Genomic DNA, 12,585 nt, shown 5'->3' with positions numbered 1-12,585 from the left:
GGGCCAAGCCAACTACGCGGGCTCAGCCGCGATCGGGGCTGTGAGGGCTGAGGTGAGCCGGATCAGATCAAAAGGCGAAAGCCCGATCTGGAGTCCCCGGCGCCCGCCGGAGACATAGACGGTGTCCAGCAGTTCCGCCCGGCTGTCGATTCCGGCGTGGGAGGGATGCTTTTGCCCCAGCGGCGAGATGCCTCCCACCACATATCCGGTGCGCTTTTCCGCCTCGTGCCGGTCTGCCATCACAGCCTTGCGGGCGCCCATCAGGGCAGCAAACTTCTTCAGGTCAAGGTTCATGGCCACGGGCACCATAGCCACCGCCAGCCGGCCGCCCAGATCCACCATCAGCGTTTTATAGACAACCTCCGGCGGCAGGCCCAGTTTCTCGGCAGCCTCCAGACCGTACGAGGGCGCACCGGCATCGTGCTCATACTGCCGCACCGTGTACGGAACTTTGGCTTCATCCAGCAACCGGGTGGCCGGCGTCGCGCCCTTGCCCGAATGCTTGTCCCGGTTTCCTGCCATGACTCCAGCCTTTCCTGTGCCAATGCCGCTGACGACTTGGTGGCGGCCTAACCCTGGTTCAGTTTTTCGTGCTCGGACAGACGGCGCTTGATACGTCCCAGCATGGCTGACATGCCGCGCATGCGCAGCGGTGTGATTGCTCGTGTGAGGCCGAGACGGTCAGGAACATCCGCGGGGACGGCCAAAATCTGCTTCGCAGGCAGACCGTTCAGGCCTTCATACAGCACGCTGGCGAAGCCGCGGGTGGTGGGAGCCTCCGGCGGTGCTTTGAAGAACAGGGACACCAGGTGATCGGGGGAATCGTCCACATCCAGGCTCAGGAACACCGGCGACTGGCACTCAACAACCTGTTCCAGCAGTTCCGGCCGGTCGGCGATTTCGGCGGGAAGATCCGGCAGGCTGCGGGAGAATTCCAGCAGCAGTTCAAGCCGCTCGGCTTCCTCGAGGGCCTGGAAGTCGTCAACAATCTCAGCGAGCGAGTCGGGGACGGCGGTTTCGGGGGTGACGCTCATGAAGGTGTTTCTCTCTGCAGGTTCCAAGGGTGGGTCGACTTCCAAGGACCGGTCGCGGCCCATGGGTGGGTCGAAGGGGATCAGCTGGGGGCGTTTCCGGGCTCTTCGCCGCGGGCAATCGGCACGCGGACGGCGTTGCCCCATTCGGTCCAGGAACCGTCGTAGTTGCGTACGGAATCGAAGCCGAGCAGGTGCTTCAGCACAAACCATGTATGGCTGGAACGTTCGCCGATGCGGCAGTAGGCCACGACGTCGTCGCCCTCGCGCAGACCGGCGCCGTCCTTGTAGAGGGCTTCCAGCTCTTCGCGGGTGCGGAAGGTGCCGTCTTCGGCGGCGGCCTTGCCCCACGGCACGGACTTGGCGGTGGGAATGTGGCCGCCCTTCATGGCACCCTCATCCATGTAATCGGGCATGTGGGTGCGTTCGCCGGTGTATTCGGCGGGGGAGCGGACGTCGATCAGGGGTCCCTTGCCCAGGTGGCCGACGACGTCGGGCAGGAAGGCGCGGATCTTTTCATCGTTGCGTTCCACCACCGGGTAATCGGTGGGGTCAACAACCACCTTGTCCGTGGTCATGGGGCGGCCTTCGGCAACCCATTTGTCCCGTCCGCCGTCAACGAGGCGGACATCCTCGTGGCCAAAGAGGGTAAAGACCCACAGTGCGTACGCGGCCCACCAGTTGGACTTGTCACCGTAGATCACCACTGTGGAGTCACGGGTAATGCCCTTGCGGGACATCAGCTTCGCGAACGCTTCACCGTCTACGAAGTCACGCGTGTCGGCATCGTTGAGGTCCGTGTGCCAGTCGATCTTGCGCGCACCCGGGACATGGCCCGTTTCGTACAGGAGGATGTCCTCGTTGGATTCGAGGACCACCAGGCCTTCGGCGTCCAAGTTGTCGGCCAGCCACTGCGTGGAAACAAGGCGCTCGGGATGGGCATATTCGGCAAACTTGGATTCGGTGTCAGGGGCGATCGACATGTACGCGGCCTCTTTCGGGTCAGATTCTCTGCTGCCGGACGCGAAAGCGGCGGCACGGGCTTACCTCTAGCCTAACGATGTGCGCCGGCGAAAACTTCCTGCAGGTCCACCGGCGTTATTCCCGGCGTGATCCGTGGCGCCGAAACAGGACGTCCTGTAGAGGTTGGACACGCACTGTTGGCGTATCGTTGCAACGGCGGCATTTTGCCGGCGGCAGGCTTGGTACCACTGTCCGCAGTACCGTGGGACCCAATATGACGGCTAAAAAACATCGGATGGACGGAAATTGCGCACAGTGGCACAAGTGGAGCACCTTGCAGAGCGGACTCCCCAGGTCTCGACCGACGAACTGCTGAAGGGTTTCTTTCCCTCGCCCCGGTTCGGCGAGGTTTCTTTCGACAGTTACCGTCCGGACCCGGCGCAGCCGTCGCAGGCGAAGGCCGTCACCGCCATGCGGGAGTTTGCCGTGGCTGTCGACGTACCCGAACCCACCGGACTGCGGAAGCTTTTTGGTGCCAAGAAGCCTGACTCCAAGGCCGGTTTCTACCTGGACGGCGGCTTCGGCGTTGGCAAGACCCACCTGTTGGCCTCCCTGTGGCACGCGGTTGAGGGTCCTAAAGCTTTCGGAACGTTCGTTGAGTACACGAACCTGGTGGGAGCGCTCTCCTTCCGCAAAACCGTTGACGCCCTGAGCGCCTACAAGCTGGTCTGCATCGATGAATTCGAACTCGATGATCCGGGGGACACGGTCCTGATGTCCCGCCTGATGCGGGAACTGGCCGACGCCGGCGTCAAGCTGGCTGCCACCTCCAACACCCTGCCGGGTTCTCTTGGCGAGGGCCGTTTTGCCGCCGTGGATTTCCAGCGTGAGATCCAGGTCCTGGCCGACCAGTTCGACGTCGTGCGCATTGACGGCGAGGACTACCGCCACCGCGGCCTGCCGCAGTCTCCGGACCCGGTCAGCGAAGCGGATCTGGACGGCCGTGTGGCTGACGAATTCAGCGGCAAGGTTGTTGCCGATGACGATTTCACCACCCTTATCAACCACCTCTCCACCGTTCATCCGAGCCGTTACCGCCAGCTCATCGACGGGGTGGATGCTGTTGCCTGGCACAATGTCACCACCATCACCGAGCAGTCTGTTGCCCTTCGTTTTGTGGTGCTGGCTGACCGGCTGTATGACAAGGATGTTCCAATCCTTGCAAGCGGTGTTCCGTTCGATCAGCTCTTCACCGAGGAAATGATGAACGGTGGATATATGAAGAAGTACTTCCGTGCGGTTTCCCGTCTCACTGCGCTGGCGCGCGAAGGGCAGACCGGAGAAGCAGCCTAGCTGCCTGGCCCTGATGTGACGGCGGGGCGGACCCGTCCGGGCGGGCCGGGGCGTCCTTATACTGTGTCCCATGACACATTCTGCTGCCCCGCGGGCAGCTGGGTTCACCCGGTTCACCACGGAATCCTGGCCTGAGACCCGGCGGGTTTTGCAGTGGGAGAGACACAACGCCCGTGCACTGCTGGGTTTAACGGCCCGGACTGATCCCCGAGTTCCGTTCCGCGCCACCGAGCTGACCCTTGCGCTGCCGCGGCTGCAGCTTGCTCAGGTTACCGGTTCGGCCCACCGGGTTGCCCGCCGTCCGCTCCACATTGCGCAGACTCCGGCCAGCAGCGTCGTTGCCTATTTTGCCCTGCGCGGGACCGGTCAGTTTTTCCACTTGGATGGCTGCGAAACGGTTGCGCCCGGACAAGGCATCGTCGTGGACGCGGACCTGCCGTTTGAGCGAGGCTTCGCCCAGGGCTTGTCTGAATTGGTGGTCAAGGTTCCCAGGGCGGCCCTTCCCGGCCCGGTCAGGTCCCGTAACCGGCCCCGTCCGCTGGCCTTTGAATTTTCGGGCACGTCCAATCCGGCGGCCGCGGCTCTGGCCCGGCTGGTCGGCGGTGCCCTCGCAGGCAGGCCGTCGGACTGGGAGCTCCTGGAGGAAGAGATTCTCGCCCTGTTCACCGATGTCATGGTCGGCGGTTCCACCCTGGATCATCTCGGCGCAGCCGAGGAATTCATCCGAACGAACTACCAGCGTCCTGAACTTTCGGCCACGGGCATAGCGGCAGCCGTCGGGATCTCCGAACGGCAGCTTTCCCGCCTGTTCGCTTCGGCCGGAAGGACGGTACCGCAGGCAATCCTCGCTGCACGCCTCGGGGAAGCACATCGGCTGCTGAGTTCACCCGAGGCCGTGCACCTTGCCATAGCCGACATCTCGGCCCGCTGCGGTTTCAGCTCCCATGCCCAGTTCTCGCGCAGCTACCGGGCCTGTTTTGGGATGCCTCCCCTGCGTCACCGGCGCGGGCTGCTGGCCTGATACTTGCCGGCAGCTGCTGGTTTAGGCCGGGCAAAAGGGGAATTCTTGACGGTTTCCGCCGTCACGGCCGGGTCCGGCCCAGGCGCAGGCATGGTGCGGGCAAGCTGAAGGCACACCCGCCGGCAGCGAAGCCGGCCAGCAGCTCAAGGAGTAACCATGGTGATATTCCATGACGGCGTCCCGGCCACGGGGACCCCGGAAAGAGACGTAGTGGAAACCGATGTACTGATCGTAGGCTCGGGGCCAGCCGGTTCATCTGCCGCCCTGTTCCTGTCCTCGCTCGGGGTCCCGAACATCATGATCACCAAGTACCGCTGGACCGCGAACACACCCCGGGCCCACATCACCAACCAGCGGACCATGGAAATCTTCCGGGACCTGGGGATCGAGGAGCAGATCCTGGCTGATGCCACGCCCCACCATATGATTGGCGACACTGTCTTCTGCACGTCGATCGCCGGCGAAGAGATTGGCCGGATCCTCACGTGGGGCAACCACCCGACGCGGCATGCAGAGTATGAACTCGCCTCACCGTCGCTGAACTGCGACATTCCGCAGACTTTCCTGGAGCCGATCCTGGTCCGCAATGCCACCATGCGCGGGACGCAGGCTCAGTTCTCCACCGAGTACCTCTCCCACACCCAGGACGAGGACGGAGTGTCTGTCCTCGTCCTCAACCGCTTGACCGGTCATGAGTACACCATCCGCGCCAAGTACCTGATCGGAGCCGACGGCGCTCGCTCGAAGGTTGCCGCTGATATCGCCCTTCCGATGCAGGGGCAGATGGATATTGCCGGCTCGATGAATATTACGTTCAAGGCCGATCTTGCACAGCTGGTGGGACACCGGCCCTCGGTTCTCTATTGGGTGATTCAGCCCGGCTCCAATATTGGCGGCATAGGTGCGGGTCTGGTGCGGATGGTCCGCCCGTGGAATGAATGGCTCGTCGTATGGGGTTTCGACATTACCCAGGGCACGCCGGAGGTCTCGGCAGAGAATGCCCTGGAGATAGTGCGCAACCTGATCGGGGTGCCGGATCTGGATGCCGAAATTACCGGTATCTCGCTGTGGGGCAACAACGAGCAGTATGCGACGTCGCTGCAGTCCGGAAGGGTGTTCTGCGCCGGTGACGCCATTCATAAACATCCGCCAAGCAACGGCCTGGGCTCGAACACCTCCATTCAGGACTCGTACAATCTGGCGTGGAAAATCGCGGCCGTCCTGACCGGGCAGGCCGGGCCTGCGCTGCTTGACACGTACACTGCGGAGCGTGCGGCGGTGGCCAAACAAATTGTGACGCGCGCCAACCAATCAGGCCGTGAATTCGTCAAGCTGTTCGAAGCGCTTGGGCTCACCGAGGTGGTAACCGAGGCTCAGATGCAGGCGGCCATCGAATCACGCAAGGAAAACAGTCCGGCCGGCGTCGCCAAACGGGCTGCCATCCGTGAGGCCATGGAGATCAAGAATTACGAGTTCAATGCCCACGGGGTGGAGTTGGGCCAGTTCTACCGTTCCTCCGCCGTCGCGCCGGATACCGGGGAGCGCGAGCGGCCGGCACCTGCCCGCGACCCGGAACTCTATTACGAGCCCTCGACCTACCCGGGCGTCCGGTTGCCGCACGCATGGGTGGGGGACTGGCAGCGAAAGCTCTCCACCCATGACCTCGCCTCCTATGACCGGTTTACGCTCTTCACGGGAATCGCCGGCGAAGACTGGGTCGAGGCCGCCCGGAAGGTCTCGGCCCGGCTCGGCGTCGCCGTCGAGGCGGTGGTGATCGGACCCGGCCGGGAAGTCACCGACCTGTACTTCGACTGGGAACGCCTGCGCGAAGTGGCAGAGGACGGCGCGGTTCTGGTACGTCCGGACAAGCATGTGGGCTGGCGTGCACACCATCTGCCGGATTATCCCGAGGCCGCCCTGCATGACGCAGTGTCTCACATCTTGGGGCACAGCGGCGGTTCGGAATTCGGCGGCGAGAGATGAGCCTCACCTTCGAGCACGTGACCCTCGGTCAGCGGGTCCTGTTTGGATCCGGCCGGGCGGCGGAGCACCTTGCCGCTGAGGTGGCCCGGCATGGTGCTGCGAGAGTCATGATCATCACGTCGAAATCAAACCTGCAGATGGCCCGGAACATCGCGGGCGGTATTGACGTCGCTCTGTGGCATACCGACGCCGTCACGCATGTGCCGGTGGAAACAGCCGAAGCTGCGCGGGCTGCGGCCGGCCGTGCGGGGATCGATCTGATGATCTGTATCGGGGGCGGGTCGGCTACCGGACTCGCAAAAGCTGTTGCCCTGGCCACTGGGATTCCCATCATTGCCGTCCCGACGACCTACGCCGGGTCCGAGGCCACCAACGTTTGGGGTCTGACCGAAGCCGGCCGCAAGACCACCGGGGTGGATGACCGCGTCCTGCCGGCCACCGTGCTGTATGACGCCGCGTTGACCCTCCCGCTGCCGCTGGACATGTCGGTGGCGTCCGGACTGAACGCTCTGGCCCACTGCATTGACTCATTCTGGGGTCCGCGGCCAGATCCCATCAATGCGGCCCTGGCCACCGAGGGTATCAGGGCGCTGGCAGGCGGGCTCAGGCTGATCAGGACCGAACCCTCCGCACTGACGGGCCGGGAACAGACGCTTTACGGGGCGTACCTGGCCGCGGTTTCCTTCGCCTCTGCTGGATCCGGGATGCACCACAAGATCTGCCATGTGCTCGGCGGGGCGTTCAATCTGCCGCATGCTCAGACCCACGCCGTTGTCCTTCCCTATGTGCTCGCTTTCAACGCTCAGGCAGCGCCCGACGCCGAGGCACGCATTGCTGCTGCCTTCGGCTCCGGCACGGCCATCGAGGGGCTCCAGCTTCTCCGGCGGGAACTCTACGCACCGAAGGGGTTGAAGGACTTTGGTTTTGCCCTCGAGGATGTCGCGGAGGCTGTCGAGCTGGCCTTGCCCGCTATCCCGGCAGGCAACCCCCGACCGGTCTCCCATGCGAACCTGACCGAGCTGTTGACCGGGGCGCTGACTGGTGCCAACCCCCTGAACCTCACGTACCTGTAAGGAGATACGGACATGACCCGCAACGAAACCAGTGCGACCACAGCCTCCACTATCCGGACGAGTGCCCCGCAGAGTGGCCCGCAGAGTTCCAACGACCCTCAGCAGATAAAAGCACAGCAGCGGATGGAGCAGGAGCTCGTGGACCGTGTGGTGGCATCCTTCGACAACTGCGGCAGCGAACGGCTAAAGCAGCTGATGCAGTCCCTCGTTCAACACCTGCACGGGTTCATCCGAGATGTGCGGCTGACAGAGGAGGAGTGGAACGCCGCCATCGCCTTCCTTACCGCCGCAGGGCAGATCACCGACGATAAACGCCAGGAATTCGTCCTGTTGTCCGACGTACTAGGGGCCTCGATGCAGGTTATCGCCGTCAACAACGAGTCCTACAAAGACGCCACCGAGGCCACTGTTTTTGGGCCGTTCTTTGTCGAGGACGCTCCGGAAATTGCCCAGGGCGGCGACATTTCCGGGGCTGCCGCCGGCCAGCCCTGCTGGGTCGAGGGGACGGTCCGGGACGCGGACGGTAATTCGGTCCCCGGGGCAAGGATTGAGGTGTGGGAGGCAGATGAGGACGGGCTCTACGATGTTCAGTACCCGGACCGGCGGGTAGCCGGGCGGGCGCACCTATACGCGGATGATCAGGGGAAGTACGCGTTCTGGGGTCTGACCCCCACTCCGTATCCCATTCCCCATGACGGACCGGTGGGCATGATGCTCCACTCTGTGGGCCGTTCGCCCGTCAGAGCCGCGCATCTGCACTTCATGGTCACTGCCCCCGGTCTGCGGACGCTCATCACCCACATCTTCGTCGAAGGTGATCCGCAGCTGCAGATCGGGGACTCCGTGTTCGGCGTTAAAGACTCCCTGATCAAGCCGTTTGAAGTCCAGGAAGCCGGAACTCCCACCCCGGATGGGCGGGATGTGGGTTCCACCGGCTGGGCACGAACACGGTTCGATGTGGTTCTGGCCCCGGCCTCAGTCTGACACTCCGTTTCGTCCTGCCCCGAGTCGTCCTGCCGGATATGGATCAGTGCCCGGCAGGCTGGTCCCCGGTCGCATTATGACCTGGAGACAGTCCGGCAACCTGGCGGAGATAACGCCGGAGGGCGCCGACGGAGTCATCGTTGACGTGGTGTTCAGGGTCATCGTAGACAGTCAGTTCCACCGTGGCTCCGAGCGAACGGAAGGCTGACCGTGTGGCTTCCACGCGCTGCAGCGGGACCCAGGAATCGTTGCGGGCGGTAAACATCCTGACACTCAGATCGGCCATGGTGACCAGGTCGGAAACGGCCCCATCCCGTTCGGACGGGCCGAGGTACCCACCGGTATGGAGAACTGCTCCGGCCAGACCCGGCTGATCCCGCAAGAGATACTCGGACAGCAGGCATGCGCCCTGGGAGAATCCAAACACCACTACTGGCGGACCCTCCCGCCGTCCCAGCACACCGTCCAGGTGCGTCCTGACGGTCTCCAGGGCATTATCCAATGCCGGTTGATTCTCAGTGAGGGGCGCAAGGAAGCTCTGCGGATACCAGCTTTGGTCATGGGCAGCCGGTAACAGCCACGCCACACCGGGAAGGTCCACGCGATCGGCAACCTCCATCATGAACTCCGGCGCCTGACTCCGTCCGTGGACCCCGTAGACCATCAGGCGGGCTTGTTCCATCGGCGCCCCGTAGTTCACGGGGTTCTGCAACAGATGCTGATTGGTCTTCACCCCTGGCTTAGTCCTCGTCCGTAGTGACTGGCTCGAGCTGGGACATAATGTGTTCGCGTTCATGCTCGAACTGTGGGGGAAGCATGAAGGCGCGCCCCAGTTCTTCAGGTGACTCATCGCAGTCCCAGCCGCCGTCGTCGTGCGTGACTGCGAGCTCGAACAGGGCCCCGCCGGGTGAGCGGACATAGTGGGATTTGAAGTAGGTGCGGTCCTTCAACTCGGAAATATCGGTGTACCCCGCACCCTCTATCTCAAACTTTGCCCGCTCCTGGTTGGCCAGCGTGTCCAGATTCCAGGCGAAGTGGTGATAGGTTCCGGCCCCGTAGCGCCACGTGCCCTGCTCATCCGTTCGGTTTCCCGTGAGTTCGATCCAGTTGCCGTAGTCGTCTTTGCCGACTTGGAATCGTGCCCGCTCACCCTCCTCCAGAATCTGCCCCCTGGCAAAGAAGGCCTCGTTGCCGAAGTCGACCATGCGGTCCGCGTCATATACGTGAATGCCGACGCCGTGGATACCGTGGATTGCAGCCTCGGGAGTTACACCGTGGCCGGTGAACCCCCGGCGGGGATCCCCGGCGTTGCCTACCAACTGGTATTCGATTCCGGACGGATGACGAAACGTCACCCGCCGTTCCCCGAAGAGCTCCACCTGTTCATTCTCCACGTCGTGAGCGGTGAGCCGCCTGGTCCAGAAATCCAAGGAATCTGCGGGGACCGAGAGCAATACCTCCCGGGCCTGATTGGTTCCGCGGGTGCCGTAAATGCCGTGCTGCGCCCACGGGAACGTGGTCACGACCGAAGAAGGATCTCCCTCGGCATTGGAATAGTAGAGATGGTAGACGGGGGCGGATCCGTCGTACAGCACCGTCTTCTTAATGAAGCGCATGCCGAGGATCCGGGTGTGGAAGTCCACGTCTTCCTGAGCCCCGCCCACTGAGAGAGTTACATGGTGGGAGCCGACGAGATATGTCATGTGAGATCCGTCCTTGTCGTTTCGAGGGAGCAAATACCACCGATATAAGAGGTTTGTCCGTCGCCAAACCTGGCTGTCGGTGAGCTCTGCAACACGCCATTGTGCCTCCGAGTCCCCACCAACCTCGTCCGGGCGCTATCAATATCTCCCACTTCCGCCAATCCCACAAGGAGGCAAAGGAGCGCAATTGTCCGGCGATCACCCGTCCACGTTGAGGCAGGCCGTTTAACCGGGCTGTTTAACCACGAAGGTCCCGACCCCACCGTGCGGCGGGACCGGGACCTCTCGGGTGCTCTTGAACTTATACGGCCGGAGGAGTTGGTCCGGGTTCGGTTCCCGTGGCGGGTCCCTGGTTGCGGTCGACCTTGTCTACCGCTTCCGAGGCCTTGTTCTGGAAGCCATCGATCTTGTCGGAGTACTTTCCGCCGGTTTTCTCGTCGACGAATTTCCCCGCGTGATCGATGCCGCCCTTGATCTTGTCAGCGTTTTCGCCCACAAGCTCGGTAGCCTTGTCCTTCAGCTCACCGGCCTTGCCCTTGAGCCCGTCAAATACAGACACGGACCACCTCCTTTCACTGGGGAAACCAGACGTCTCCCGTTCACCATCAATGATAAGCCCGCTGAGTATGAGGACCAAGGAGTGCAACCCTGGAATTCTGAGGACTTCTCACGACTGTTCACTGGAACGAAACGGCTCACGGGACGGTAACGGCTCGGGGGATGGAAACGGTTCAGGGAATGGAACCGTACGGGGACGCAGCGGATGGAAGTACGTGTTCCTCAGCGGCGTCTGGAAAGGATCAACGTAGGTTGGCGGTATAAACCATGGTGCACCCCGCCGAACGCTGATCCGCCACTTCTCGCGATGGATCAGGTGATGGTGGAATCCGCAGAGCAGGACACCGTTGTCTGTGCTCGTGGTTCCTCCGTGAGAGTGGTATTCGACGTGGTGCGCTTCGCACCAGGGGGCCGGCGTGGAGCAGCCCGGGAAAGCGCATCCGCGGTCTCTGGCAATCAACGCCTTCCTGAGGTGCGGCGGAAAATAGCGGGCCGCCGTTCCAACGTCCAGAACCCGGCCCTCGCCGCTCAGGATTACAGGGATGATGTCCGCGTCGCAGGCGATGCGGCGGATCTGGCGGGCCGGAACAGGGCCGGCGAAGGCCAGCATCCCGTTTTCCGGGGTTCTGGTCGGGTCTGTCTTTGCGGTCTTGGGGCTTCCCCCGCCGTCGCTTGTCAAACGGTCGCTTAGCTGGTCGTAGGGAATGACCGCCAGCACCTGCGGTTTGGACCCGCCGCTGGCGGGAAGCCGGCCGGATAACAGTGCCATCCGGCAGGAGCTCACAAGTCCGTCCAGGCACTTCTGCGGATAGCTGCGGGGATCTGGCGGGACTACATGCTGCTTGCCCGCAAGGTCTGCGCAGGAACCTTCAGTGGGCTCAGGGTCCGCGCAGGAACCCGCATTGGCCTTGGTGCCGTCCAAGCGCGGGTTGGCCTCCGGTGCCAGTGCCGTCATCAGGGTTTCGAATTGGTCTTCGGTGGCAAATATGTCTATTCGGTGCAGTCCCCGGTACTTCCGGCGGATAAATAGTCCCTGCAGGTCGGCTTTTTGCTGTTCGGACGGCTCTGTTCCGTCGGGATCGAGATGATTGATCCATGCTTGGGCCACTACGTTGAGCACGTCCAGATCTTGGCTGACGGCCACGTCCGTCAAGGCGGTCTCCATGGCGGTGCGATCCTCACGGGTACCACAGCCCTGCACGCGTTTCAGGGCCATGCTGATCACCTGTACAGCTTCACCGGCTAACCGGCCCTCCGCCGTCGACTCGGCCAACACCGGGAACTCCGGCTCGAGGGTTTCCCCGGACAAACTTGTTGAGGAGGTCAGCGATGAACCAAGCCGAATGCGCCTCCACGCTTCACGCCGGCTGATCCGAAGACGGTGGCGCAGGTACTCTGCCGTGTTCTTGTACTCCTGCTGGACTTGCCCTGATGGAAGGGACCACGAATCAGCTGCGACGGATGATATCCGTGCGCGTTCGAGGGCAGCGGCAGCGACGATTTGAAGGTGGTCAACAAATCGTGAAAGTGACTCGACATCTGTCGCCAGAGTGACCAGATCCGATGATGAAAGGAAGGGAATCTCGTCGCCAAGATCACCGACAATACGGTGCACGGCGGGGACCAGATTGCTCAGAGCTGCACTCGCTGGAAAGGTTCCGCGGGCAGAAAGGGAAGAGCGGGCCTCTGTCCCGGCTGACCAGGGTCCTGCTTTGTCCTCCGGGGCCCGGGACGAGGGTCCCGTGGTGCCGTTTTCCAGATCGTCTTCCATGGATCAAGATTCTCAGTATCAAGATCCCTATTCGAAAGTTTGTTCGAGTTTGTGGAAAAGATTGCGTCCGCGGAGCATTGACCGACGTCTGTGGAGGAGGAATGCTGGGGCCGCATGAGGGAACGTAAGCGGGGGAGGTGGCTGC

12 protein-coding genes are annotated in these 12,585 nt (G+C 62.7%); 5 read left to right on the top strand and 7 right to left on the bottom strand.

The window, feature by feature from the left end:
- Nucleotides 1–12: 12 nt before the first annotated feature.
- From ybaK to QMA10_RS10810, 3 genes are all read right to left on the bottom strand, one after another.
- Nucleotides 13–522 carry a Cys-tRNA(Pro) deacylase gene (gene ybaK, locus QMA10_RS10820; RefSeq protein WP_290168260.1) on the bottom strand — a complete coding sequence of 170 codons (510 nt, stop codon included), beginning with the start codon at nucleotides 520–522 and terminating at the stop codon, nucleotides 13–15.
- 47 nt (nucleotides 523–569) lie between these two features.
- Nucleotides 570–1,034 carry a SufE family protein gene (locus tag QMA10_RS10815; protein ID WP_290168258.1) on the bottom strand — a complete coding sequence of 155 codons (465 nt, stop codon included), beginning with the start codon at nucleotides 1,032–1,034 and terminating at the stop codon, nucleotides 570–572.
- Nucleotides 1,035–1,114: 80 nt separating this feature from the next.
- Nucleotides 1,115–2,014: a sulfurtransferase gene (locus QMA10_RS10810; protein WP_290168257.1), complete on the bottom strand. Its 900-nt coding sequence runs from the start codon at nucleotides 2,012–2,014 to the stop codon at nucleotides 1,115–1,117.
- Nucleotides 2,015–2,309: 295 nt separating this feature from the next.
- Here QMA10_RS10810 and zapE point away from each other — a divergent pair, with 295 nt between their 5' ends.
- From zapE to QMA10_RS10785, 5 genes are all read left to right on the top strand, one after another.
- A complete protein-coding gene (zapE, locus tag QMA10_RS10805; protein WP_290168256.1) occupies nucleotides 2,310–3,347 on the top strand; it encodes a cell division protein ZapE in 1,038 nt (345 codons plus the stop codon).
- Between the two features lie 70 nt (nucleotides 3,348–3,417).
- Entirely contained in the window at nucleotides 3,418–4,368 is a 951-nt protein-coding gene (locus tag QMA10_RS10800; RefSeq protein WP_290168255.1) for an AraC family transcriptional regulator, read from the top strand.
- Nucleotides 4,369–4,524: 156 nt separating this feature from the next.
- Nucleotides 4,525–6,351 (top strand): FAD-dependent monooxygenase, encoded by a 1,827-nt coding sequence (locus QMA10_RS10795; RefSeq protein ID WP_290168252.1) that lies wholly within the window; start codon nucleotides 4,525–4,527, stop codon nucleotides 6,349–6,351.
- Nucleotides 6,348–7,424 (top strand): maleylacetate reductase, encoded by a 1,077-nt coding sequence (locus tag QMA10_RS10790; protein ID WP_290168250.1) that lies wholly within the window; start codon nucleotides 6,348–6,350, stop codon nucleotides 7,422–7,424. The genes QMA10_RS10795 and QMA10_RS10790 overlap by 4 nt, the downstream gene beginning before the upstream one ends.
- A gap of 123 nt (nucleotides 7,425–7,547) precedes the next feature.
- Nucleotides 7,548–8,408: a dioxygenase gene (locus QMA10_RS10785; RefSeq protein ID WP_290168376.1), complete on the top strand. Its 861-nt coding sequence runs from the start codon at nucleotides 7,548–7,550 to the stop codon at nucleotides 8,406–8,408.
- 43 nt (nucleotides 8,409–8,451) lie between these two features.
- On the opposite strand, the gene QMA10_RS10780 is transcribed toward QMA10_RS10785, so the two are convergent.
- From QMA10_RS10780 to QMA10_RS10765, 4 genes are all read right to left on the bottom strand, one after another.
- Nucleotides 8,452–9,141, bottom strand: a complete 690-nt coding sequence (locus QMA10_RS10780) for a phospholipase (protein ID WP_290168249.1) — start codon at nucleotides 9,139–9,141, stop codon at nucleotides 8,452–8,454.
- A gap of 7 nt (nucleotides 9,142–9,148) precedes the next feature.
- Nucleotides 9,149–10,111 (bottom strand): VOC family protein, encoded by a 963-nt coding sequence (locus QMA10_RS10775; RefSeq protein WP_290168247.1) that lies wholly within the window; start codon nucleotides 10,109–10,111, stop codon nucleotides 9,149–9,151.
- Nucleotides 10,112–10,412: 301 nt separating this feature from the next.
- Nucleotides 10,413–10,670 (bottom strand): antitoxin, encoded by a 258-nt coding sequence (locus tag QMA10_RS10770; RefSeq protein WP_290168246.1) that lies wholly within the window; start codon nucleotides 10,668–10,670, stop codon nucleotides 10,413–10,415.
- Between the two features lie 108 nt (nucleotides 10,671–10,778).
- Nucleotides 10,779–12,440 (bottom strand): HNH endonuclease signature motif containing protein, encoded by a 1,662-nt coding sequence (locus tag QMA10_RS10765; RefSeq protein WP_290168244.1) that lies wholly within the window; start codon nucleotides 12,438–12,440, stop codon nucleotides 10,779–10,781.
- Between the last annotated feature and the right edge of the window lie 145 nt (nucleotides 12,441–12,585).

This window comes from Arthrobacter sp. APC 3897 (assembly GCF_030407495.1).
GTDB lineage: Bacteria > Actinomycetota > Actinomycetes > Actinomycetales > Micrococcaceae > Arthrobacter_B.
Note: the sequence above shows the minus strand (reverse complement) of the source record. Positions and strands in the feature narration are given on the sequence as shown.

Coding starts and splice junctions, on each gene's coding strand:
- ybaK (WP_290168260.1), bottom strand. CDS start 522: ATGGCAGGAAACCGGGACAAGCATTCGGGCAAGGGCGCGACGCCGGCC.
- QMA10_RS10815 (WP_290168258.1), bottom strand. CDS start 1,034: ATGAGCGTCACCCCCGAAACCGCCGTCCCCGACTCGCTCGCTGAGATT.
- QMA10_RS10810 (WP_290168257.1), bottom strand. CDS start 2,014: ATGTCGATCGCCCCTGACACCGAATCCAAGTTTGCCGAATATGCCCAT.
- QMA10_RS10800 (WP_290168255.1), top strand. CDS start 3,418: ATGACACATTCTGCTGCCCCGCGGGCAGCTGGGTTCACCCGGTTCACC.
- QMA10_RS10795 (WP_290168252.1), top strand. CDS start 4,525: ATGGTGATATTCCATGACGGCGTCCCGGCCACGGGGACCCCGGAAAGA.
- QMA10_RS10790 (WP_290168250.1), top strand. CDS start 6,348: ATGAGCCTCACCTTCGAGCACGTGACCCTCGGTCAGCGGGTCCTGTTT.
- QMA10_RS10785 (WP_290168376.1), top strand. CDS start 7,548: ATGGAGCAGGAGCTCGTGGACCGTGTGGTGGCATCCTTCGACAACTGC.
- QMA10_RS10775 (WP_290168247.1), bottom strand. CDS start 10,111: ATGACATATCTCGTCGGCTCCCACCATGTAACTCTCTCAGTGGGCGGG.
- QMA10_RS10765 (WP_290168244.1), bottom strand. CDS start 12,440: ATGGAAGACGATCTGGAAAACGGCACCACGGGACCCTCGTCCCGGGCC.